Here is a 23672-nt window from a genome sequence, read left to right as displayed (position 1 = left end):
CGGAATGTCGCAACTTGAGCCGTTGAAGCGTGGGACGGGGGCGTCCTCAGACTGAAGGTTCAAGATGAAACGCGTGATCGCCGGCCTGATCATCAGCCTGGGCCTGACGGCTGCTCCGTCCATCGGCGCCGCTGCGACCCCGGCGACTGATCCGCCACAGGATCAGGCCCCGACAACCCGGCCCTCCATCTTCATCAGCCCTTATGGCGAACCCTTCCTGTCACAGGCGGGCGAACCCTATCCGGTCGCGGCCTGGTTCGCCGGCGCCGACGCCGATCACGACGGTCGCCTGACCCCGGAGGAATTCGCCGCTGACGGACGACGCTGGTTCGGCAGGCTGGACCAGAACGGCGACCAGATCATCGATCCCGCCGAGATCGCCGCCTATGAGCGGCTGATCGACGCCGCCTTCCTGCGTGTCGGGGCGCAATCGGGGCCAGGCGGGCGCGGCGGTCCCGGCGGCGGCGGTCGTCGCGGCGGCGGGCCGCGCCTGGGCATGGGCGAAGGCGGCGGCCAGGAGGATGAACCCTCGCACATCCAGCCGCGCGAACCCCGCGTCACGGCGGCGGCTGAATCCTCGGAACGCATGGCCCGCGCAGGTCTGCTGTCGGTGCCGCAGCCGGTGCGTTCAGCCGACCGCAACATGGATCAGAAGATCACGCTTCAGGAATGGACGGCGACCGGCGAGCGCTGGTTCAGCCTGCTGGACACCAGGCATCAGGGCTATCTGACGCTGGAGGGTCTGCCGCAAACGGCGATCCAGAACGACGGCGGTCGTCGGGGCCGTGGGCGCCGCTGACGCCTCAGTCGTCGCCGCTGGGACGCCCTCGCCCGCTCTTGATGGCGGATCGCGTGGTCTTGGCCTTCAGGCGTCGTTCCTTAGAGGCCTTGGTCGGGCGGGTCGGCACCCGATAGACCGGCTTGATCGAGGCCTCGTCCACCATGGCCTGAAGCCGTTCGATGGCGTCGGCGCGGTTTCGCTCCTGGGTGCGGTGGCGCACGGCGTTGATCAGGATCACCCCGTCCAGCGTCAAGCGACTGCCCGCCAGTTTCATCAGACGCGCCTTGACCGGCTCCGTCAGACTGGGCGAGTTCCTGACGTCGAACCGCATCTGCACGGCGGTCGACACCTTGTTGACATTCTGACCGCCCGGCCCGCCCGCGCGATAAAAGCGGAACTCCAGCTCGTCCTCGGGGATGGTCGTCATGTCGCCGCCTTGCGCGCCTTGACCACCGCCTGATCCAGGGCCTGCAGGAAGCGCGAACGGTCGGCGGCGGAGAACGGCGGCGGGCCCGATGTGGCCACGCCCATCGAGCGCAGATGCTCGCCCACCATCCGTCCGGCCAGGGCCGATCCGATGGAGTCAGGGGTGAACGGCTGTCCGTTCGACTTCAGCGCCTGGGCGCCGGATTTCAGACAACGATCCGCCAACGGAATATCGGCGGTGATGACCACATCGCCCACGCCCGCGCGTTCGGCGATCCAGTCGTCGGCGACGTCAGGCCCGGCGTCCACGACCACCTGTTCGATCAGGGCCTCGCGCGGAACCTGCATCCAGCCGTTGGACACGACATAGGTCTTCAACCCGTAGCGGCGCGCCACGCGATAGACCTCTCCTTTCACCGGACAGGCGTCAGCGTCGATGTAGATGGTGGTTGGCATAGGCGTGACCTAGCGCGGCGCGATGCGATGCGACAGACTCAAAGAAAAAGGGCGGGACCATCGGCCCCGCCCTTTCCATTCGTCAGTTCCGATAGGCCGGCGGCATCGTCGTCGGCTGCAGGTAACGGTCGCGCAGCAATAGCGGACGGCTGGTCAGCGGCTGTTCGACGCCGTTGACGAAGATCGCCGACGGCTGGCTGAGCGGCTCCAGCGGATCGCCTGACCAGATCACCACATCGCCCGCAGCGCCCGGCGCGATCTGGCCGAACTGTCCGGCCATGCCGAAGATCCTGGCCGGATTGACCGTCAGGGCGGCGATGGCTGCGCTGTAGGGCAGACCGTGCGACACGGCGTTGCCGGCGTTGTAGCGGGCCTCGCGCGCCCGGTGGGTCGAGCCTTCATTGCCCTTGATGGCGATGACCACGCCCGCCGCGTTCAGGGCCGCCGCATTCTCCATCCGCGCCGCCCGCACCTCGAAATCGCTGGGCAGGTTGGAGATGGGGTTCAGCAGCACCGGCACATTGGCCGCCGCGATCTCACCCGCGACCAGCCAGCCTTCCTCGGCGCCGTCCAGGATGATCTTGATCCCCTCTTCGCGCGCCAGACGCAGAACCTGCTGGATGTCCGACGCCCGGTGGACGGTGACGATCAGGGGCAGGGCGCCGTTGGCGACGGGGATCAGGGCCTCAAGATCAGCCCGCGACAGGCTGAGATTACGCAGGCCCGCCCGCTCATAGGCCGACTTGTTGCGGGCATAGAGGCGGACCTCCGACAGGGTCTCCTTGAACAGGACGAACTGGGCGCCGCGCGCGCCGCCCGCGACGGCGGCCCCGGCTTCGCCGAACGGGGCGACCATGGCCACGCGCGGCTTGACCAGGATGTTGGAGCCCTGGCCCAGGTTGATGATGGCCGCCTGACCGGCGAACAGGCCCGGCGTCTGGAAGCCGCCGTCGCCTGCGCCCGCCGTCTCCTCTTCATGGACATGGCCGCCCGAGGATCCGGGATGCTGGGGCACGACCACCGCGCGGGTGATGCCGCCCAGACGCGCCACCGGCAGGGTGAAGGACCAGGGGTCCAGCCCATAGGAGACGTCGAAGGCCGCGCTCAGCGTATTGGCGCTGTTCCTCAGGTCATTGGCGCCGCGCACCGATCCGACCTCGGTTCCGGCCAGACCGGAATCCACGGCGACGAAGCCCGGGGCGACGGTCTTGCCCGCCGCATTGATGACGCGCGCCCCCGCAGGCGCTGCGCCCGATCCGACCGAGACGATCTTGCCGTCACGCAGAACGACAGTGCCGCTTTCGATGACGGAGGTTCCGGTCAGGATGCGCCCGCCGACGATGGCGACGGTTTCCTGGGCGACCGCAGGCGCGGCCATCGACAGGGCGGCGACGGCCCCCGCGATCATGTGAGAGAGGCGCATCAGCGGGCTCCTACAGTGGCGTTGGCCGCGGTCAGGCCATAGCCCGGCTGGCCCAGCTCAAAATCGCTGGTCGGCTGATAGGCGGGATTGGCGCGGTCATAGGTCAGGGCGCCGTCGATGAAGACCTGATCGGCGCGGGCGTAGATCGAGAAGGGATCGGCGCTCCAGATCACCACATCGGCGCGCAGGCCGGGCGTCAGCGCCCCCGTCTGATCGGCGATGCCGATGGCCTTGGCCGCGTTGGAGGTGAACCAGCCGATGGCGTGTTCTTCGGAGATGTTCAGACCGGCGCGGCGACCGGCCGACAGGGCGGCGGCGGCTTCCTGGTTCAGACGCTGGGTCAGTTCCGGGTCGTCAGAGTGGATGACGGCGCACGAACCCTGCTGGGCGTCCACGAGGGCGGCGTTCTCCTCGATGGCGTCCAGAGCCTCCATCTTGAAGCCCCACCATCCGGTCCAGATGGCCGCGCAGATGCCGTTGGCAGCCAGTTGCGGCGCGATCTTGTAGGCTTCGGTCGCGTGGTGGAAGGTCGAGATGCGGTAGCCGAACTCATTGGCCATATCCATCATCATCGCCATTTCGTTGGCGCGGTAGCAGTGGTTCTGGATCAGGATCGAACCGTCCAGAACACCGGCCAGCGTCTCGTTCTGCAGGTTGCGGGTCGGCGGCGAGCCTTCGCCCGTCTCACGCCACTTGTCCCACTTGGCCTTGTATTCGCGCGCGGCGATGAAGGCGGCGCGATAGCCCGCCATATTGCCCATGGCGGTCGAGGGGCTCTGGTTGCGCGAGCCATAGACGCGCGCCGGGTTCTCGCCGCAGGCCATCTTGACCGTATAGGGAGCGTTCGGGAACTTCAGGCCCTGCATGGTGACCGAGGGCACATTGCGGATGGTCACGCCGCGACCGCCGAACAGGTTCGCCGATCCGGGCAGGATGTGCAGCGTGGTGACCCCGCCCGCTCGCGCGGTGTTGAAACCGGGGTCCTGAGGCCAGATCGAATGTTCGGCCCAGACCTGGGCGGTGTTCGGGCTGGTGGCTTCGTTGCCGTTGCTGAGGCCCTGAACGCCGGGCGACGGATAGACGCCCAGGTGGCTGTGCACGTCGATGACGCCGGGGGTGACATAGCGGCCGCGCGCATCAATGACGCGGTGCCCGGCGGGAACCGGGGTCTGGGCGTCGCCGACGGCGGCGACCTTGCCGTCCGTGACCACGACCACGCCGTTCTCGATCTTGCGATCCGTGCCGGTCAGGACGGTGGCGCCGACCACGGCGAAATTCTCGCGCGGCAGGGGCTGATAGGTCGAGGGATAGGGATTCAGCGTCGTCGCCGGGTCCAGTCCCGCGTCCAGGCTGCGATCTTTGGAGGGTTTAGCCGCACCGCCCGCCTCGGAGTTGGCCGTCCCCTGGCCGGTCGTGGCGCAGGCGCTCAGCGCCAATGCCGCGCAAGCGACCGCCGCGAGGCTGGCGCCCCGCAGATGATGTCTGTTCATAAAAGCCCCTTCTCCCACTCCGCACCCTGACAAAAGCAGATGCGGCGAATGACCCATAGAAACGGGTGAATTGCGGAAGGTCAAAGCGTTTCAACGCCCAGCGATCAGAGCCTCAATGCGTTCCCGGAGGATAGTCTCGTCCAGCCCCTCGACCGAAATCATCTTCAGCCGTGACTGGCCGCCACGCTTCACACTGACCGCAGACCGGCTGACGCCCAGCGTCTTGGCCAGGAACCGGGTCACCGCCTCGTTGGCCTCGCCATCCACCGGCCGGGCGCGCACGCGGACCTTCAGGACAGGCCGTCCCTCGGCGTCCGTCTCCCAGCCGTCGATACGGTCGACGGAGGCGCCGGGCTGGAGCTTCAGGGCAAGGTCGGCGATGGGACAGGCTCGCGCGGAGAGGTGGGAAATCGCCGCCAAACCTAGACAATAAGTCTCAGCCGGGGAACGGCTGTGCGTCTGACGCGTCATCCCATGACCCGGGCCGATGACCGGCCGCCCATGAGGACGCCCCCATGTCGATGACCGTCGCCGACCTGATCGCCCAGACCCTGACCAATGCGGGGGTGAAACGCATCTGGGGCGTGACCGGCGACAGTCTGAACGGCCTGAACGACAGTCTGCGGCGCCTGGACACCATCGAATGGATGCATGTCCGTCATGAAGAGACCGCCGCCTTCGCCGCCGGGGCAGAGGCCGCCATCACCGGGGAGCTGGCTGTCTGTGCAGGCAGCTGCGGGCCGGGCAATCTGCACCTGATCAACGGCCTGTTCGACTGCCACCGCAACCGCACGCCGGTTCTGGCGATCGCGGCCCATATCCCCTCATCCGAGATCGGTCTGGGCTATTTTCAGGAGACCCATCCGCAGGAGCTGTTCCGCGAGTGCAGCGACTTCTGCGAACTGGTCACCAACCCGGCGCAGATCACCGGCGTCCTGGCCCGCGCCCTGAACACCGCCGTCGGCAAGGGCGGGGTGGCGGTGATCGTCATTCCCGGCGACGTGGCCCTGGCCAAGGCGCCGGACGGCGCCAGCACGGAATGGAATGCGCCGGGCCGCCCGCGCATCAGTCCCGCAGAGGTCGATCTGGACCGCGCCGCCGAACTGCTGAACGGGGCCAACAAGGTGACCATTCTGGCGGGCAGCGGCTGTGCGGGGGCGCACGATGCGGTCGTGGCGCTGGCCGAGGCGCTGCAGGCGCCGGTCGTCCACGCCCTGCGCGGCAAGGAGCATGTCGAATGGGACAATCCCTACAGCGTCGGCATGACCGGCCTGATCGGCTTCTCGTCCGGCTATCACGCCATGCTGGCCTGTGACGCCCTGGTCATGCTGGGGACCGACTTCCCCTATCGCAACTTCTATCCGACCGACGCAAAGATCATCCAGATCGACCACGACCCGACCGCGCTGGGCAAGCGGGCGACGCTGGCGCAGGGGATTATCGGCGATGTCAGCGAGACGGTGTCGGCCCTGCTGCCGCGCCTGAAGCACGAGCGTTCGTCACGGTTCCTGGAGTCGGCGCAGAAACACTATGTCGGGGCGCGCAAGGGACTGGACGATCTGGCCCGCCCCTCTCCGCCCGGAAAGCCGATCCATCCGCAATATGTCGCCGAGGTCGTCAGCCGCCTGGCCGAGGATGACGCCATCTTCACCGCCGACGTCGGCACCCCCACCGTCTGGGCCGCGCGCTATCTGGAGATGAACGGCCGGCGTCGCCTGATCGGTTCGTTCAACCACGGCTCAATGGCCAATGCGATGCTGCAGGCCATGGGCGCGCAGGCGGCAGCGCCGGATCGTCAGGTCGTGTCCCTGTCGGGCGACGGCGGCTTCACCATGATGATGGGCGACTTCATCAGCCTGACGCAGCTGAAGCTGCCGGTGAAGGTCATCGTCTTCAACAACGGCTCGCTGGGCTTTGTCGCCATGGAGATGAAGGCGGCGGGCTTCTTGGACACCGGCACCGACCTGAAAAACCCCAACTTCGCCGCCATGGCCGCCGCCATGGGCGTGACCGCCTTCCGCGTCGAGGACTCGGGCGATCTGGAGGAGGCCGTCGCCGCCGCCCTGGCCCACCCCGGCCCGGCCCTGGTCGATGTGGTCACCGCCCAGCAGGAACTGGTCATCCCGCCCAAGATCAAGCTGGAGCAGGCCAAGGGGTTCGGCCTCTATATGCTGAAGGCCGTGATGAACGGGCGCGGCGACGAGGTTCTGGCCCTGGCCAAGACCAACCTCTAGCAGCGCCGGTCCGGCAGGGATCAGACCTCGGTCAGATCGCCCTGCGGCGTCACGCTGTAGCGTTTCACGACCCGCGTCTGATACGGCTTGGCCATGATGGTCGAGACCGCGCACAGTTCGGCGACCGCGCGTTCCGGCGTCAGGGTCAGCAGGATGTAGCCCTTTGACGTCTGGTCGCAGAAGACCACCTCCGGGTTGGCCGACGACAGGGCCAGACCGATGGGCAGGCCGCCGACGTGGTCGCCCACTGACGGGCTGGAGATGGACGAGGTTCCGAACTCCACGGCCCGGCGCTGGCCCGCATTGTCATACAGTTCATTGGTCCAGAAGGCGTGGCTGTCGCCCGACAGGACGATGGGCTGGACGCCTGTGGCCTTGAAAGTCTCATACAGGCGCTCACGGCCCGCCGGATAGCCGTCCCAGCCGTCCAGATTGAACGGCAGGCCCAGTTTGAACAGCTGGATCGCCGCCTCGATCTCGGGGCGGGTTTCCGGCGGCAGGGTCGCCAGAAGCTGGGCCACCTGCTCGGGCGGCATCATCTGCTCGATGTTGGGCCCCTTGACCCGGGCCATGACCACCTGATTGCCCAGCACCTGCCACGGACGGCCCGCCGCGTGCGAGCGCTGGATGGTGTCGCCGATCCAGCGGCGCTGCACCTCGCCCAGCATGTCGCGCGACGGATCATTGCGCGTGACCTCAAAGGCCGCCACGTCGGGCGAGCCGTCCGCCTTGCGCGGCAGATCGGCGTAGGTCAGCTGCTTGTTGCGCGCCAGAAGCCGGGTCTCGACCATGATCAGGCTGGCCAGGTCGCCGAAGTGGAAGGCGCGGTTGATCGCTTCCTGGAGCGTGCCCGCCTTGGGCTCGCGGATCGGCATCCATTCGTAATAGGCCCGAAGCGCCGCGGCCTTTCGCACGGCGAAGTCGCCCTCGGTTTCCGGCTGGTGGTTCTCCGCGCCCAGAATCCAGGTGTCGTTGGCCACCTCGTGATCGTCCCACACGCAGATGAAGGCAGCCCGCGCATGGGCGGCCTGCAGGTCGGGGTCGGTCTTGTACTGGGCGTGACGCGTCCGGTAGTCAGACAGAGTGACGATCTCGTGCGCAGGCTCGGGAATGCGGTTCAGCCGCGCCCCGTGGTCCATGCCATAGTCGCCCGCCGCCGCGCCATATTCGTAGATGTAGTCGCCCAGATGCACGACCGCATCGACGCGCGGCTGTCTGGCGATGGCGTCATAGGCGTTGAACAGGCCGCCCGGATAAAGCTGGCACGACACCACCGCCAGAACCACGTCCGGCGTCTGGTTTTCGGGCAGGGTCCGCACCTGTCCGACCGGCGACGTCACGCCATTGGCGGTGAAGCGGTAGAAATACTCCGAGCCTGGACGAAACGCCGCATCGTCCAGTTCGTGCTTGATCGTAAAGTCGCGCTCGGCCCCGGCTTTCAGGTTCGAAACCCGGCGCACCAGGTCGTTGAAGGCCGCATCGCGCGCGACCTCCAGCGTAACGGCGATATCGCCGCCCGCACCCGTTTCAGGCGTCACCCGCGTCCAGAAGACAGCCGAATGCGGCCCCGGATCGCCGCTGGCCACCCCATGCAGAAAGGCGACCTGTCCGGTGTTGGCGACCTTTGCGGCGGCGGGCGTTGCGGCGCCCGCGCCGAGCAGGCCCAGAAGACTGCGGCGATCCAGGTTCATCGGTTCTCTCAGAGCTTCAGCTTGAACACGAGGCCGTAGGAGGCAGGCCGTCCGGCGATGAAGGTCGGCATGCCCAGCGCATCGCCGGTGTTGCCCGCATCCTTGATGTATTTCTCATCCAGAATGTTCTCGCCGAAGGCCTCCACGCCCCAGTTCTGCGACGCCGGGGCATAGCGGATGCGCAGGTTCAGCAGACCATAGGCGTCCTGGTATTCGTCCTGAATCAGGTCAGGGACGAAATGGCCCTTCTGCAGTTCCGGGATGTCGTTGTCGTCGTCGAAGAAGACCTTGGACTGCCAGGTGTAGGTGGGCTGAACCTCGATCGCCCCGCCCGCGACCGGCAGACGCCAGATCGCGCCGAACGAGGCCGCATGGTCAGGCGACAGACGGAAGTGGTTGCCCTTGTACAGGCCATTCTCGAACCGCGAATGGTTGAAGGCGTAGGTGGCGAACAGATCCAGGCTCGACGAGACGGTGAAGTTGGCCTGTCCCTCGAAGCCATAGGACTTGGCCTCGCCCGCATTGGTGGTGACGAACAGGGTGCCCTGCTGCACCGTCGTCTGGAAGTTGTCGTAGTTGTACAGGAAGACGGCGCCGTCCACGCGCAGGCGGCGGTCCAGCAGGGCGGCCTTGGCGCCGATCTCGTAGCTGTCGACCGTCTCGGCGGCGACCGGGGTGAAGCGGGCGGCGGCGCCCGGCGCGGCGGGACCAGAGGCGCTGATGACCTCCGGGCGGCGGCCGCGCGCATAGTTGGCGTAGATGTTGGCGTCGTCGGACAGGGCGTAGCGCGCCGTCAGACGCCAGGTCACGCCGTCATCCTTGGAGTCGAAATAGGAGAAGTCGCCATTGTTCGTCGTCGGCTGGGCCGTCAGGCCGAACAACGGGAACAGATTGGCGGGAATGTTCAGATAGGCCGGATTGGCCATGGTCGTCAGGAAGGCCTGCATTTGGCTGGCAGGGATCGCTCCCGACTGAAGCGCCAGCAACGCCCCCAGAACCGAACGGCTTTGAACCGAACTGGCGAAGCCCGTTGTCTTGTCATCGCGGGTGTAGCGAACCCCGCCCGAGACCTCCAACCGGTCGGTCAGGGCATAGGTGACATCGGCGAAGACATCGTAGGATGTCAGGTCCGAGTTGTTGATCGGCGTCTCGATATGCGTCGCCTTCAGGTTGGCGGCGATCGGAGCGGCGAAGGCCCCCGCGCCCAGCGGGCTGAGCAGTCCGCCCAGAGCCAAGCCCGCCAGCGTCGGATAGCTGGCCATCGGCAGGGTCTTGTCGCCGACCGTGGTCGGCGATCCGTCCAGCAGTCCGGCCAGCTGCACCAGGGCCAGACGTTCGTCGAACTGGGTCGGGGTGCGCTGATAGCCCTCTTCATGGAACCAGCCCGCGCCGACGAAGCCGCTGAGCCGCCCGCCGTTGTTGTAGCTCAGGCGCAGATCCTGGCTCCACTGTTCGCCATAGGTGTCCTCGGCGGCGGTCAGGATGGGCAGGGAGACGCCGTCCGCGTCAAAGGTCTCGTAGTTCTTGAACTGGCGGTAGGCCGTGGTCGAGTTCAGGCGCAGCGAGGACTTCAGATCGATGTGGGCCAGACCCGTCACGCCCCAGACCTCGCGGGTCAGACCCAGCGACTTGCCGCCGTCAAAGGCCGCGCCCGGCGTCAGGGCCGCGCCGTCCCACGGATCCTTGCCGCCCAGCACCGCGCCGGTGTTCGAGTCGGCGGGGAAATAGGCGATGGACTTGAACGGCGTGCCGGACGCCTTGTCCGTCTGATAGTTGGCGATCACGTCGAACCGCGTGCGCTCATTCGGCGCCCATGCGCCCGACAGGCGGAAGGCCTTGGTCTCGATGGAGTTGTAATCGTCACCGCTCAGCAGGTTCTCGACAAAGCCGTCGCGCGTCTTCAGGCGCGTGGACAGACGCAGGCCCGCCGTCTCGCCGACCGGCAGGTTCACCGCCCCCTCGACCATGCGATAGCCTTCGTTGCCGACCTCGGCCTGGGCATAGGCTTCGGTGCGGCCGATGCGGGCGCGATTCTGGACCAGATTCACCGCGCCGATCAGAGCGCCGCGTCCGTACAGGGTCGACTGCGGCCCCTTGGCCACCTCGATCCGCTCCATATCGAACAGTTCGACATAGGAGCCGCGCGACTTGGAGATCGACACCCCGTCCTGGAAGACGGACACGCGCGGCTCAGCCGTCGCGGAGCCGCTGTCCGAAGTGATGCCGCGCATCACAAAGCCCGGATTGTTCGGCGACTGGTTCTGCACCAGGAAGCCGGGCACGAAGGCCGACAACTGATCGAACTCCTGAACGCCCAGATCCTGCAGGAACTGGCCCGAATAGGCGGTCAGGGCGAAGGGGACGTCGATGGTCTTCTGTTCACGCAGTTGGGCTGTCACGACGATGTCGTCGACGGTGGAAGGCGACGTCTGTTCGTCGGCCCAGGCGATGGTTCCCCCGGCGCTGGCGCCGACCAGGGTCGCGGCGGCCAGCAGCCGCGCCTTCAGTGAAATGGTCATGATCGAATCCCCCAGAGTGGCAATGTCAGGGGACTGACTAGCCGTAGGCCATGTCGCAGCGGCGACGGTTCGGCATAGGCTTCAAGACGACCGCGAGACATGACGGCGACGCTTGATCCGGGTTCGGCGCTTCAGCGCAAGTCCGAAATCATCCGGCGTTCAAAAAACTCAGGTTTCCGGCTCCAGCCGATAGCCGACGCCCCGGACATTACGCAGCAAGCCCGACGCGCCGGATGTCTCCAGCTTGCGGCGCAGATGGCTGACATGGCTGTCGATGGTGCGTTCCAGCACGTCCTGATTGGGAAAACAGGCCTGCATGATGTCGGCGCGGCTGAAGACCCGCAGCGGCGTCCGCGCCATATGGGCCAGGATGCGGAACTCGGTCAGGGTCAGGTCCAGCCGCCGACGCCCTTCGTGCAGGATGACGGCGGCCAGATAGTTCTCAAGCTGCACTTCCAGCGGCCCGACGCGCAGCACCTTGGCCTTCTGTGCGCCCAGGGTCCGGCGCAGGATGGCGTGCGCGCGCGCCGCCGCCTCCACCGGCGTCAGCGGCTGGATCAGATAGTCGTCCGCGCCGATCCGCAGGGCCTGAAGACGCCCCGCCTCACGCCCTTGCGACGCCAGCATGAAGACGGGGGTTTCGCCGCGCCGCCGCACCTCGCCCAGCACGTCCCAGCCGTCACGGACAGGCAGGTCCACGCCCAGAAAGATCAAGTCCGGCTTCAGGGAATCCTGAAGGTCCAGCGCCGCCTGACCATCGGACGCCAGAGCGGTGCGAAAGCCTTCGCGGCGCAGGCTGGCGTCCAGCCCATCGGCGGTTTCGGCGTCACTTTCGGCGATCAGAACCAGCGGCGTCATGCCGCGCCTCTGCACCGCCCGGATCGCGACGGTCCAGCAAAAGCGGAATCATCGCGTAAAATTCACGCCAGTTTCACATTCGAAAACGCCTGAACCCTCCCCGCCCGATCAGGGGCGAGGAGGGCCAAAACGCTAAGGCTTGGTCAGTTTTAGTACTTGGCCGTCAGCTGGATGCCGAAGGTGCGCGGCGTGTTGAAGTTGCCGTAGTCCCCCAGCGTGGCCCGGTTCGACGGATCACGACGATAGACATAGGTTTCGTCCAGCAGGTTGCGCGACCACACAGCCACTTCCAGCAGCGGACCGCCGGGGTTGGTCTGGATGTCGGCGATGGCGATGCGGCCGTTCACGACGAACGACTGGTCGTTCTTGATTTCGAACTGTTCGAAGCTGTGGCTGGCGTCGGCGTAGTTGGCGTCGATGTGGGCCTTCAGCGTGGCGCCCATGAAGGGCGATTCCCAGTCGGCGGCGACGCTGGCTGCGTTCTCGGGCGTATAGGCGATGAACACCTTCTGCAGCTTGCCGTCGAACGGGTTGACCGTGTCCGGGATCTTGGCGTCCGTATAGGCGTAGGAGGCCGACAGGGTCAGGTTGTCGGTCGCGCGGAACTGACCTTCCAGCTCCAGACCACGGATCTTGGTCGTGCCGGGGGCGTTGACCGTCTCAAGCGTGTTGCGGGTGCCGGTGATCAGGCTGAAGTCGATCTGGCTGTCGGTGCGGTCCATCGCATAGATGGCGGCGTTCAGGCGGACGCGACGGTCGAACAGGTCGCTCTTCAGACCCAGTTCGTAAGCCTTGACCTCTTCCGGATCGAACGAACGATAGGTCAGCGAGCGCGAGGAGGCGCCGCCGGCGCGGTAGCCGGTCGAATATTTGCCATAGACGTTGACGGTGTTGGTCAGGTCATAGGCCAGGGTGACCAGCGGGTCGAAACGGTCGACCGAGCTCTTGAAGTGCAGTTCGCCCGTGACGCCGTTCACGACCGGCAGGGCGTTGTTGACCAACTCCAGCGTGCCGTCTTTTTCATCCCAGGTGTAGCGGCCGCCGACCGTCAGATGCAGGTCGCTCAGGTTCGCGGGGGTCCAGGTCGCCTGACCATAGACAGCCTTGGATTCCGAGTGGGCCGTGGACTTGCGGTCCATCGAGCGGAAGCCGCGGATGGTCGGGGTTGGATCCAGGATGGTGTAGCCCGTGCCGTCCGCATTCCACTGGTTCGTCGAGGGCGTGGAGGCGTCGTCCGAGACGGTCTCCTTGAAGTAGAAGACGCCGCCGACGTAGTCGATGCTGTCGCCCAGCGAACCGACCGCCTGGATTTCCTGGCTGAACTGGTGCTGCCAGAAACCGGCCAGCGAGTAACGCGAGAACTTGCCGTTCGGCGAGCCCAGCGGCGGACGGTGGGCGCCGGCGATGTTGTCGTACTGTTCAACGTCCAGATCGCGGTAAGCGGTGATCGAACGGATTTCCAGCGAGTCGTTAGGACGATAGGACAGGTGCAGGTCGATGCCGCGGGTGTCGTCGACGCTCCACTGCTGCGGCACGCCGATGTCGGCCTGCGTCATGCGCTTGGAGCCTTCAACCTGCACCAGCGGCGACAGGCCGCGGATGCTGCCCGACGGCACCGAAGCCGCGGTGAAGGGCACCACGGTCAGGCCGTTCGGGTTGAAGTTCAGCAGTTGCGAATAGAAGGGGGTGTTCTTGTCCTTGCCGATGTCGGCGGCCAGGGTGGCCGAGAAGTTGTCGGTCGGGGTCCAGCGGGTCTGGAAGCGCAGGCCGCGACGGTCGTACTGGCCAAAGCCGGTCTCACCCGGAAGGATGTTCTTGGTGACCGGACCCTGCACCTGGATCACGCCGTCGACCTTGAAGGCGAAGTCGCCCAGGGCCGGGAAATCGACGTGCATTTCCGTGTTGTAGGAGTCCAGGTTGCCGACGCCGGCGGTGGCGCGCATGCCGAACTCGCCGGTGGGCTTGCGCGTGACCAGCGACAGGGCGCCGCCTTCGGTGTTGCGGCCGAACAGGGTGCCTTGCGGCCCTTTCAGAACCTCGATGCGCTCGATGTCGAGCAGGGCCGAGCCCAGGCCGTGCTGGCGGGCCAGATAGACGCCGTCGACATAGACGCCGACGCCCTGTTCGCGAGCGGGCTGGTTGGCGTCGTTCGGCACGATGCCGCGAATGCCGATGGTCAGCGCCGACTGGCGGGCTTCGAAGGTGGCGACGCGCAGGGACGGAACCGCGCCGTCGGCCAGGTCCATCAGGCTCTGGACGTGGCGGTTCTCCAGCGCCTCGGAGCCGAGCACCGAGATCGAGATCGGCGTCTCTTGCAGATTGGTCTCACGCTTGGTCGCGGTCACGATGATGTCGGCCAGGCCGGACTGTTGATCGACCGGCGCCGGTGCGGGTGCAGTTTCGGCGAAGGCGGCGGCGGGCGTTACGAGAAGGGCGCCGCCCAGCAGGAGCTGGAGGCGAAGTTTATTGCGACGTTGCATCATTGTTCCCCTGCGATGTCAGCGTCGGGGATTAGGACGTCTGTGCAATAGTCAGTTCACAGACGTGTAACGGCCAGGTGCATTATTCGTGTCGTGACATCAGCGCAGTCGCCAAACGGCCTAATTCAAATCTCCTGACAATCTCCACAATTCAGCAGGCAGGCCTGAGCCGATGCGACGGCGTCGCCTTCAGGCTGCGAACAGTTTCAGCGCCTGCTCGTGCAGGCCCTGGTTGGCGGAAATCAGCACGGGGCCGCCCGCCTCAGCCCGCTCGCCGTTCAACTGTGTCACCACCCCGCCCGCCTGTTCGATGATCGGGATCAGGGCGACGATGTCATACGGCTGAAGCGACGGCTCTATGGCCAGGTCGATCTGGCCTGCCGCGACCATGACCATGGCGTAGCATTCGCCGCCGTATCGCGTCATGCGCGTGGCGGCTTTCAGACGGGCGAAGCCGTCCAGCAGATGGTCGGGCCACCCCTCTGGCGAGGTGGTGTGCAGGACGGCCCCGGCCAGATCGTCGACCGCGCGCGTGCGGATGGGATGGCGCGCGCCGCCGCGCCGGGTCCAGGCCCCGTCCGGCCCGCCCCAGAAGCGTTCGCCGGTGAAGGGCTGGCTCATCAGGCCGTGGGTCGCCATGCCGTCCTCAGTCAGGCCGATCAGCGTGCCCCAGACCGGAATGCCGCACAGGAAGGGGCGCGTGCCGTCGATGGGGTCGATCACCCACTGGAACCGGCTGTCGCCTGCCAGACCGAACTCTTCACCCAGGACGCTGTGGTCCGGATAGGTCGCGGTCAGGATCTCGCGGATGGCCAGTTCGGCGTCGCGGTCCGCATCCGTCACGGGATCGAAGGAGAAGCCGGGCTTGACCTTGGTGTCGACCTCCAGCGCCTGCCGGAACCGGGTCGAGGTGATGGCGTCGGCGGCGTCCGCCAGACGGTGCAGAAACTCGATATCGACAGGCGTGGTCATGGTTGAACCTTTGGCTTGGTGGAGCCCCGCTCGATCAGGGTGAAGGGCAGGACGGCGTCGGTCGCGGCGGGGGCTTCGTCGCGATTGCGGAAAGCGGTCTTCAGCGCCTCCATCGCCTGCCCGGCCATTTCGGCCAGGGGCTGTCTTATGGTGGTCAAGGTCGGCCAGACGCGGGTGGCCAGAAGCGTATCGTCAAAGCCGCAGACGGCCAGATCATCGGGCAGCCTCAGGCCGCGCCGGTTGGCGGCCCACAGGACACCCGCCGCCATTTCGTCATTCGCCGCGACGATGGCGGTCGGCGGATGTTCGAGGTCCAGCAGTTGATCGGCGCAGGCGATGCCGGATGCGAAGCCGAAGTCGCCCTGCGCCTCCAGTTCATCCGGCGGCGTCAGGCCGCGTGCGATCAGGGCGGCGCGATGCCCGTCCCGGCGCGCGATGCTGTCGGAATGGTTCAACGGGCCGACGACGACGCCGATCCTTTCATGCCCCTGATCCAGCAACAGGGTCGTCACGGCCTGCGCCGCGCCCACATTATCGATCCGCGCCGTCGCCATGCCCTCGATCGGACTGGCGGTGACCAGACCGGCCAGCGGCACGCCCAGTTCCGTCATCGCCCCGACGTCCAGCATCTCGGCATAGGGCGGCACCAGAATGATCGCCTCGGCCCCGCTCGACACCAGTTCCTGCGCCAGATCGCGCACCCTCTCGGGCTTGCGGGTCAGGAGCGGACGAAACAGAAGCTGCAGGCCGCGCGACGCGGCCTCGGTGGCGATGGCGGCCGTCAGCGTGGTCTGAAAGGCGCTTTCGCCCGAATTATAGATGACCCCGACACGCGACAGACCAGCCCCCGCCAGACGACTGGCCGACAGATTGGGCACATAGCCCAGCAAGGCGGCGGCCTCTCGGACCCGCATCCGCGTGTCGTCGCTGGCCCGTCCGCCGCCGTTCAGGACGTTGGACACGGTCATGATCGAGACCCGCGACACGCGCGCCACGTCCGCCAGCGTCACCTGGGCTCGCCGTGTCCGGGTCATGCGCCGACATCCATGGGCCTAGCCTCTGTTGGCCGTGATCGTGCGGGCCAGAACTGGCACCAGGACCATCAGGCCGGCAAGTCCCCAGAAGGCGGCAGGCAGGCCGACCAGCTTGGCCACGGCGCCGACGCCTGCCGGTCCCATCAGAATACCCGCATAACCGGTGGTGGTGATGGCCGCGACGGCCAGGCCCGACGGCATCGCCTTCTGCGCGCCCGCCAGACGGAACAGCACCGGCACGATGTTGGATGCGCCCAGGCCGATCAGGACGAAGCCGGCGATGGCGATGACAGGCTCCTTCACCAGCAGCAGCACGGCGAAACCGGCCAGGGCCGCCAGGCCGCCCCAGAACAGGGTGCGGAAATCCCCGATGCGCGCCGTCACGCCGTCGCCGACCAGTCGCCCGGTCGTCATGGCCAGCGAGAAGACAATATAGCCGACGCCGCCCTGCGACAGCGGAACCAGTCCCGCATCTGTCAGCAGCAGGGCGCTCCAGTCCAGAATCGCGCCTTCGGTCAGGAAGGTGACGGCGGCCAGAAGGGCCAGCACCAGAACTATGCCGCGCGGGAAGGCGAACAGGGGCCCGCCCTCATCGGCCTGGGTCGCGATCAGGCGGGGCCAGGCCAGCAGGATCGCCATGCCGACCACAACCGCGCTGACCACCGCACAGACCACCGGCGCCAGACCCAGCGACAACATGGCCGTCACGCTGGCGGCGCCACCGAACCCGCCGATGCTGAACAGGGCGTGGAAGCCGGACATCAACGGTCGCGGCGACGCCTTCTCGACCTCCACCGCGTGAATATTCATCGCCACGTCCAGCGACCCCAGGCCCGCGCCAAAGACGAACAGGGCCACACCCAGGGTGATCGGAGACAGGGCAAAGGCCAGAAAGGGCATGGCCGCCGCCATGATCAGTCCGCTGACGATGATGATGGGGCGGCTGCCGTGCTTGGCGCTGAGGATGCCGGTCAGGGCCATGGCCAGAACAGAGCCGACGCCCAGGCACAGCAGCAGCAGACCCAGCGCCCCTTCGTCGATGGCCAGACGCGTCTTGGCGAACGGCACCAGAGGCGCCCAGCTGGCGAGGCCGAAGCCCGCAGCCAGAAAAGCCAGTCTCGTCGCCAGCCGCGCCTGTTTTCCGTCCATGACCGTCATCAGAAATCCAAAAAAGAGGCCGGTCACGTGTCACAGAGATCTGCGTGACCGGCCCGCAAGTGAACAGCGAGGGAAGCTGTCAAAAGCCGCAGTCATTGATTTAACGCTAAACCACAAGCGGTAAACCCGCACGATTTTTGCTATTTCGTCCAACCGCCGAAATCTGGACCGCCGCCTGCGGATCACGGAACGGCCCGATGACCGAACACGACACCGCCGGTCGAAGTCACACGCCTGTAACGCAACCGTAGTTCAGGCGTCTCACCTCGCCCCTAGACGCGCTCCGACTGAAGGGGAAATCGCGTCATGTTGTCACATACTGGATATTCGCGCCTGGCCTGCCTGCTGGCGGGCACGGCCTTGGCCGCGCTGGCCGGAACGGCGTCCGCCGCAGACCTGTCGACCGCTGCGGTCGTCGCGGCCGTAAACGAACAGGGCGCAAACGAGCCTTCTTATGAGGTCGGCGACATCGTCGTGGTCGGCAAGGGCCAGACCCGCTCGGTCTCGACCCTGCTGCCCGCCAATCTCGAGACCCTGCCGCCGGGCACGAGCGTCCAGAAGGCGCTGAACTTCCTGCCGGGCGTCAGCGCCCAGTCGATCGACGCCCTGGGCGTGAACGAACAGTCCCTGACGCTGCAGGTGCGCGGCTTCAACACCACCCACCTGGGCTATGCGCTGGACGGCGTGCCGCTGGGCGACGGCGCCTATAACAACTACAACGGCCTGACCATCAGCCGCGCCCTGATCTCAGAGAACCTGGGCCGGGCCGATCTGGCCACCGGCATCGCGGGCCTGAGCATCCCATCGACCAGCAATCTGGGCGGCGCGCTGATCTATAGCTCCAGCGACCCGCGCAAGACCTGGGGCGTGCGCGGCAGCCAGACCTTCGGCAGCGAAGACACCAAGCGCACCTTCCTGCGCCTGGACACCGGCGAGCACCACGGCTTCTCGGCCTATGTGTCTGGCCAGTACAGCGAACAGGACCTGTTCGTGAATCAGGACGCCTGGAACCAGTCGACCGGCAAGCAACTGAACGCCAAGGCCAGGTACGAATTCGAACGCGGCGCGATCACCGCCTTCGCCGACATCTCGCGCACCAATCAGGCCGATGACGCCTATCTGTCCAAGGACATGCAGAGCCGTCTGGGCTGGGACTGGGCCGGTTACGCCCCCAACTGGCAGGCCTTCCTCGACCGCGCCTATTGCTCGGTCACCGGCCCGACCGCACCCGCCAAATGCGTGCCCGCGACCGCGCCGGAGAAGAACTCCGACGTGACCTTCACCAACGGCCAGATCCTGCGCAACGACGAGCTTTATTACGTCGCGGGCGACTATCGGATCACCGACAGCCTCAGCGTTCGCGGTCAGGTCTACAAGCACACCGACAAGGGCGCCGGTAACAACTGGATCGTCGGCTGGTCCATCAACCCGACGGGCAATCTGCCGGTCCAGATCCGCGACACCCGCTACACCATCGACCGCGAGGGCGTTCTGGGCAGCGCGACCTGGGCCATCGGCGCCCACCGTCTACAGGCCGGGTTCTGGCTGGAGGACAACACCTCCAGCGCCGCCCGCTACATCTGGACCAATGTCACCGAGCCGTTCAGCTTGGCGCGCTTCCTTAAGGGCCAGCCGAACAACGCCCAGTGGGTTCAGCAAACCACATGGACGACCCGCCAGTTCTACGTGCAGGACGAGGTCAAACTGCTGAACGACGCCCTGACCATCGATTTCGGCTTCAAGAGCACCTATTCCAAGTCCGTCGCCGAGGCCCAGCGCGGCATCGCGGTCAACGCCCCGCCCGCCTCCAGCCAGTTCGCCTCGGGAACTCTGACGGCCAAGGACGACTTCCTGCCCGAGATCGGCGTCCACTGGCAGATCACGCCCGAGCATGAACTGTTCGCCAGCTATGCCGAAAACATGGCCATGTATCAGGGCGGCTTCAAGCTTGGTCCGCAATCCGTGTCACAGGCCGTCTGGGACGCCCAGGGCCACACCCTGAAGCCGGAAACCTCCAACAGCTTCGACGGCGGCTATCGCTACATCAGCGGCCCGCTGCAGATCGCCCTGTCGGCCTATCACGTCAGCTTCAACGACCGCCTGCTGCAGTATAACCCCTGCCCGACCAACCAGCAGCAGAACCCCGGCTGCGGCAACTCCTTCCATAATGCGGGCGGGGTCACCAGCACGGGCGTCGAACTGGGCGTGCTGTGGAAGCCGGTTCCGTGGGCGACCTGGTACAACTCGGCCTCGCTGAACAAGACCACCTATGACGATAACCTGAACTGGTGCACCGCCACCTGCGTGGTCAAGGAAACCGAGGGCAAGCAGCAGGTCGACACGCCCAAGGAGATGTTCGCCAGCGTCCTGACCCTGCAGCGCGGCGGCTTCTCGGCCTCGTTGATGGGCAAGTACACTGGCCGCCGGTACTACACCTACACCAACGACCAGAGCTTCGGGGGCTACACCACCTTCGACCTGGGCCTCAGCTATGATCTGGGCAACGTCGGGGTGAACGGCGCCAAGCTGGCGGTCAATGTCACCAATCTGACCGGCAAACGCTATGCGTCCAACTTCGACAGCAGCGTGTTCGCGCCGGATGATGCGGCGGGCAGCATCGTGGTCTTCCACGCCTCGGCCCCGCGTCAGGTCTTCGCCACGATCAGCTTTGACTTCTAGGTCGGGCTAATCCCTCTGTTACGCCTCCTTCCCGCCCGCCACGGCGGGAGGGAGGCGGTTTCAATTCCACACGGGAGACGGACTGATGAAAATGCTCCGCTGGCTTCAGATCGCCGCCGCGACCGCCGCCGTCGCCCTGTCGGTCGGCATCGCCAACGCCGACGCCCAGGACTTCACCATCGCCGTCGTCCCCGACACCCAGAACTATTCCGACATCACCCTGTCCCAGCCGCGCGGCGAGGCGACCTTCATCCAGCAGATGCAGTATCTGGCCGATCAAAAGGACCAGAAGAATATCGTCTTCGTCAGCTTCGTCGGCGACCTGATCCAGCACGGCGACGGCCAGTTCCGCATCGCGCCAAAGGACGGCGCCCCCGGTCCGCACACAGTCATGGACACGCGCGGCGAATGGGACATAGCCAACCGCGCTGTTTCGATCCTGGGTCGATCGGGCGTGCCCTTCGGCATAGTTCCCGGCAACCACGACTATGACAACTATTCCTGGTGGAGCGAGGACGGCGGGCCGGGCGCCTCGCGTCCCCTGTCGGGCGGTCGGGCATGGAACCTGTATTTCGGCCCCGCCTCGGGCCATTTCGCGGGCAAGGCCTGGTACGGCGGCGCATCGTCGAACGGGCTGAATTCGTTCCAGACCTTCCAGGGCGACGGGAAAACCTTCCTGCACCTATCGCTGGAGATGGACCCGCCGGTGTCGGCCCTGAACTGGGCGCAGACCGTGCTGGACGCCCATCCCGGCCTGCCCGTCATCGTCACGACCCATGAATGGCTGGCGCCCAGCAAGACTGGCGAGACCAAACGTGGCGACAGCACCGCCAACCTGTTCGCCGGAACCGACCACCTGTCGCCCGATCAGGTCTGGGACCGGTTCATCCGCAAGAACCCGATGATCTTCATGGTGTTGAGCGGCCACGCCTATCTGCCCGCCGTCGACGGCGTGTCGCTGGGTGAAAACCTGCGGATCGACACGAACGACGCCGGTCATCCCGTCTATCAGGTGCTGCAGGACTATCAGGCCAACACCGTCGGCCCCGACGGTCAGGCCGGATCAGCCAATGGCGGCGGCGGCTGGCTGCGTTTCATCACCTTCGACACGGCCCGCCGGAAGATGCATTTCCACACCTATTCCCCGCTTCTGGACCGCTACGCAGGCCAAGACGGGGAAGCCACCTTCGGCGTCCCCGCCCATTATTCCGACTTCGAACTGGATTTCCCGCCCCAGCTTGTGGTCCGGCGATAAGTCCAACCGCCTCGACGAAGCGAACATCCAGGTTGCAGAATGCTGCAACCGGAAATGTAACGTTAGAATTGCTGTTGCAACCGTAACAATTCCTAGCTTTCCGGTAGATTTTCCCCGTTCCACAAAGGCACGGGGGATGAGGAGAAGACAGGGCGGCGCCAGCCTGGCCCTGGGTCTCCCCTTTCCCGGTCCGGAAGGGGAACAGACACAGTGCGCATCAACGGATTTCAGGATCAATCGCGATCAGGGCTGGCGCGATGACGCTGGTCCAGCTTCGCTATCTGATCGCAGTGGTTGATGCGAACCTCAACATCACGGCGGCGGCGGCGCGTTTGAACGCGACCCAGCCAGGCATATCCAAACAGCTGAAACTGCTGGAGGACGAGCTGGGCTTTCAGGTCTTTGTACGCAAGGGCAAGAGCCTGGAGCGGACCACGCCCGCCGGGGTCGAGGTGATCGACCGCGCCCGCAGCGTTCTGGTCGAGACCGACAACATCCGGTCCCTGGCGGCGGATTTCCAACAACAGAGCGACGGCGAACTGCACATCATCGCCACCCAGACCCAGGCGCGCCTGTTCCTGCCGCGCGTGCTGGGCGTGCTGAAGGCCCAGTATCCGGCGCTGGGCATCCGCCAGTCCTATTTCAGCGAAAACCCGGCGGCGGCGACCTCGGAATCCGAGTCCGTCGATCTGTCCGTGGTCAGCGCCAGCGAACATGAGAGCGTCGGATCGCCCGCCATCCCGTTGTATCGCTGGCGACGCAGCCTGTTGGTTCCGGCGGGGCATCCGCTGACGCGGCTGGGACGGGCCATCACCCTGGCCGATATCGCCGAGCATCCGCTGGTGTCCTATCCGTCGATGGCGCGAGCGGGATCCAGCGTGTCACGCGCCTTCACCCTGTCCGGCCTGACCCCGCGTTTCTTCGGCACGGCCCAGGACCCGGAACTGATCAAGTCCTATGTCCGCTCGGGTCTAGGCGTCGGCCTGATCGCCGAAATGGCGGTTTCGGCCAGCGACGGCGCCGACCTTGTTGCCATCGACATCGGCGACCTTTTGCCGACCTGCACCGCCTGGGCGGTGCTGCGGCGCGATACGGTGGCGCGGCGCTACACGCTGGATCTGCTGCGGCTGCTGGCGCCCCGCTATTCGCTGCAGGACATCAGCCGCCTGCTGCGGGACGGCCGCCCCCTGCCCGACCGGCCCGCGCCGTGGTGGAGCGATGTGCAAGCGCATGAGCCTGTCGTTCCGCTCCATCCCACGCCTGCGCCCAGCAACGTCACCGCCTTTCCCGCCGCACACGTCCGACGAGGCGGCTGCTGAGATCAGCCAGCCCCCAGCGCAGCGCGGTCAGGTCGCGCTTCGTGCGTCGGATGCTCATCCAGGCGCCGGTGCCGCACACCAGGGTCACCCCCGCCAGCAGCAGGATCGCCAGACCGTCCCACAGCGGGCGGGCGCGCACCACGTCCAGACTGTGCAGGCCGTTCCGCCACCAGCGCGAGGCGCGCGACGAGGCGTCGGCGATGCGAACCACCTCGGCGGTCTTGGGGTCGATGTACAAGCGCGTAGCCTGATCATCCTGCAGGATGGCGCGATAGACCGGCCAGGCGACCGGGGTCTTGAAGCCGTAATAATAGGCGTCCGCCTTGGTCAGCAGGTCGAACTGGGCGATGGGCGCGGACGCTTTGTTTTCTATGACGGCGCGGACAGCGGCGGCCTCCAACGGCTGAACCGGACCTGCGACCGTCCAGCGTTGCACCACGCCCTGCGGCCCGACGGTCACGCCTGACAGTTCGCCGCCAAAGGTCGAAGAGCGAAGCTGCGCCACGCCGCGCCCCGGCGCCGAGGCATGACCGACCCGGGCGATCAGTCCCTTGGCCTCGGCCCAGGTGTGGGTTCCCGTCAGCGACCGGCGCAGATTGTTGGGCGTTCCGTCCAGCAGGCCCCACGGGTTCATGGTCAGCAGGCCGCTCAGCACCCAGGTCAGGGTGAACAGTCCGAAGACCAGACCGATGATGTGGTGCCAGTACCAAAGCCCCCGGAACGGCGACCACCGTCCGTTCTTGCGCCGCCCGAACCGGGAAATCCCGACATAGAGGCCCGTCACGGTCAGGAAGACGCCCGCTGACGTGCCCCTGAGAATTTCCTCCACGCGGAGCTAGAGTCCGGCCCTTGAAAGGACGGACGGAATGAAACGAGCGAGATTCACGGAAGAGCAGA

At 66.3% G+C, this 23672-nt stretch carries 18 protein-coding genes; 5 read left to right on the top strand and 13 right to left on the bottom strand.

The features are described from left to right. Positions 1–64: 64 nt before the first annotated feature. On the top strand, positions 65–799 hold the full coding sequence (locus tag JKF87_RS10205; protein WP_201099792.1) for an EF-hand domain-containing protein: 735 nt from the start codon (positions 65–67) through the stop codon (positions 797–799). 4 nt (positions 800–803) lie between these two features. On the opposite strand, the gene arfB is transcribed toward JKF87_RS10205, so the two are convergent. From arfB to JKF87_RS10180, 5 genes are all read right to left on the bottom strand, one after another. Then, entirely contained in the window at positions 804–1208 is a 405-nt protein-coding gene (arfB, locus tag JKF87_RS10200; RefSeq protein ID WP_201099791.1) for an alternative ribosome rescue aminoacyl-tRNA hydrolase ArfB, read from the bottom strand. Continuing rightward, entirely contained in the window at positions 1205–1663 is a 459-nt protein-coding gene (locus tag JKF87_RS10195) for a YaiI/YqxD family protein (protein WP_201099790.1), read from the bottom strand. Before JKF87_RS10195 ends, arfB begins: the two co-directional genes overlap by 4 nt. Positions 1664–1745: 82 nt before the next feature. Next, a complete protein-coding gene (locus tag JKF87_RS10190) occupies positions 1746–3086 on the bottom strand; it encodes an amidohydrolase family protein (RefSeq protein WP_201099789.1) in 1341 nt (446 codons plus the stop codon). Continuing rightward, positions 3086–4576: an amidohydrolase gene (locus JKF87_RS10185; RefSeq protein ID WP_201099788.1), complete on the bottom strand. Its 1491-nt coding sequence runs from the start codon at positions 4574–4576 to the stop codon at positions 3086–3088. The genes JKF87_RS10190 and JKF87_RS10185 overlap by 1 nt, the downstream gene beginning before the upstream one ends. A 90-nt stretch (positions 4577–4666) precedes the next feature. Continuing rightward, a complete protein-coding gene (locus tag JKF87_RS10180) occupies positions 4667–5047 on the bottom strand; it encodes a DUF167 family protein (RefSeq protein ID WP_201099787.1) in 381 nt (126 codons plus the stop codon). 44 nt (positions 5048–5091) lie between these two features. On the opposite strand from JKF87_RS10180, the gene poxB reads away from it, so the two are divergent. Next, positions 5092–6810, top strand: coding sequence for a ubiquinone-dependent pyruvate dehydrogenase (gene poxB / locus JKF87_RS10175; protein ID WP_201099786.1), 1719 nt, complete (start codon positions 5092–5094; stop codon positions 6808–6810). Positions 6811–6830: 20 nt separating this feature from the next. Here poxB and JKF87_RS10170 read toward each other — a convergent pair whose 3' ends face one another. The 7 genes from JKF87_RS10170 to JKF87_RS10140 form a co-directional block, all read right to left on the bottom strand. Further along, entirely contained in the window at positions 6831–8501 is a 1671-nt protein-coding gene (locus tag JKF87_RS10170; protein WP_201099785.1) for an alkaline phosphatase D family protein, read from the bottom strand. 8 nt (positions 8502–8509) lie between these two features. Then, a complete protein-coding gene (locus JKF87_RS10165) occupies positions 8510–11020 on the bottom strand; it encodes a TonB-dependent receptor (protein ID WP_201099784.1) in 2511 nt (836 codons plus the stop codon). A gap of 168 nt (positions 11021–11188) precedes the next feature. Then, positions 11189–11878, bottom strand: coding sequence for a winged helix-turn-helix domain-containing protein (locus JKF87_RS10160; RefSeq protein ID WP_201099783.1), 690 nt, complete (start codon positions 11876–11878; stop codon positions 11189–11191). 149 nt (positions 11879–12027) lie between these two features. Further along, complete coding sequence (locus tag JKF87_RS10155) at positions 12028–14358, bottom strand: TonB-dependent receptor (RefSeq protein WP_201099782.1); 2331 nt, start codon at positions 14356–14358, stop codon at positions 12028–12030. 189 nt (positions 14359–14547) lie between these two features. Beyond that, positions 14548–15330 carry a histidinol-phosphatase gene (gene hisN / locus JKF87_RS10150; RefSeq protein ID WP_201099781.1) on the bottom strand — a complete coding sequence of 261 codons (783 nt, stop codon included), beginning with the start codon at positions 15328–15330 and terminating at the stop codon, positions 14548–14550. After that, complete coding sequence (locus JKF87_RS10145) at positions 15327–16364, bottom strand: LacI family DNA-binding transcriptional regulator (RefSeq protein WP_201099780.1); 1038 nt, start codon at positions 16362–16364, stop codon at positions 15327–15329. Before JKF87_RS10145 ends, hisN begins: the two co-directional genes overlap by 4 nt. Positions 16365–16382: 18 nt before the next feature. Then, complete coding sequence (locus JKF87_RS10140) at positions 16383–17522, bottom strand: MFS transporter (RefSeq protein ID WP_201099779.1); 1140 nt, start codon at positions 17520–17522, stop codon at positions 16383–16385. A 306-nt stretch (positions 17523–17828) separates the two neighbouring features. Here JKF87_RS10140 and JKF87_RS10135 point away from each other — a divergent pair, with 306 nt between their 5' ends. The 3 genes from JKF87_RS10135 (at position 17829) to JKF87_RS10125 (ending at position 22775) form a co-directional block, all read left to right on the top strand. Next, positions 17829–20201, top strand: coding sequence for a TonB-dependent receptor (locus JKF87_RS10135; RefSeq protein WP_201099778.1), 2373 nt, complete (start codon positions 17829–17831; stop codon positions 20199–20201). 85 nt (positions 20202–20286) lie between these two features. After that, positions 20287–21456: a metallophosphoesterase gene (locus JKF87_RS10130; protein WP_236261288.1), complete on the top strand. Its 1170-nt coding sequence runs from the start codon at positions 20287–20289 to the stop codon at positions 21454–21456. A gap of 257 nt (positions 21457–21713) precedes the next feature. Next, the gene (locus JKF87_RS10125) at positions 21714–22775 is read left to right on the top strand and encodes a LysR substrate-binding domain-containing protein (protein WP_201099777.1); all 1062 of its coding nucleotides are present in this window, start codon (positions 21714–21716) and stop codon (positions 22773–22775) included. On the opposite strand, the gene JKF87_RS10120 is transcribed toward JKF87_RS10125, so the two are convergent. Further along, positions 22732–23604 carry a hypothetical protein gene (locus tag JKF87_RS10120; RefSeq protein WP_201099776.1) on the bottom strand — a complete coding sequence of 291 codons (873 nt, stop codon included), beginning with the start codon at positions 23602–23604 and terminating at the stop codon, positions 22732–22734. The genes JKF87_RS10125 and JKF87_RS10120 overlap by 44 nt on opposite strands. Between the last annotated feature and the right edge of the window lie 68 nt (positions 23605–23672).

Source organism: Brevundimonas nasdae, from assembly GCF_016654005.1.
Classification (GTDB): Bacteria; Pseudomonadota; Alphaproteobacteria; order Caulobacterales; family Caulobacteraceae; genus Brevundimonas; species Brevundimonas nasdae.
This window is presented reverse-complemented; position numbering and strand designations above follow the sequence as displayed.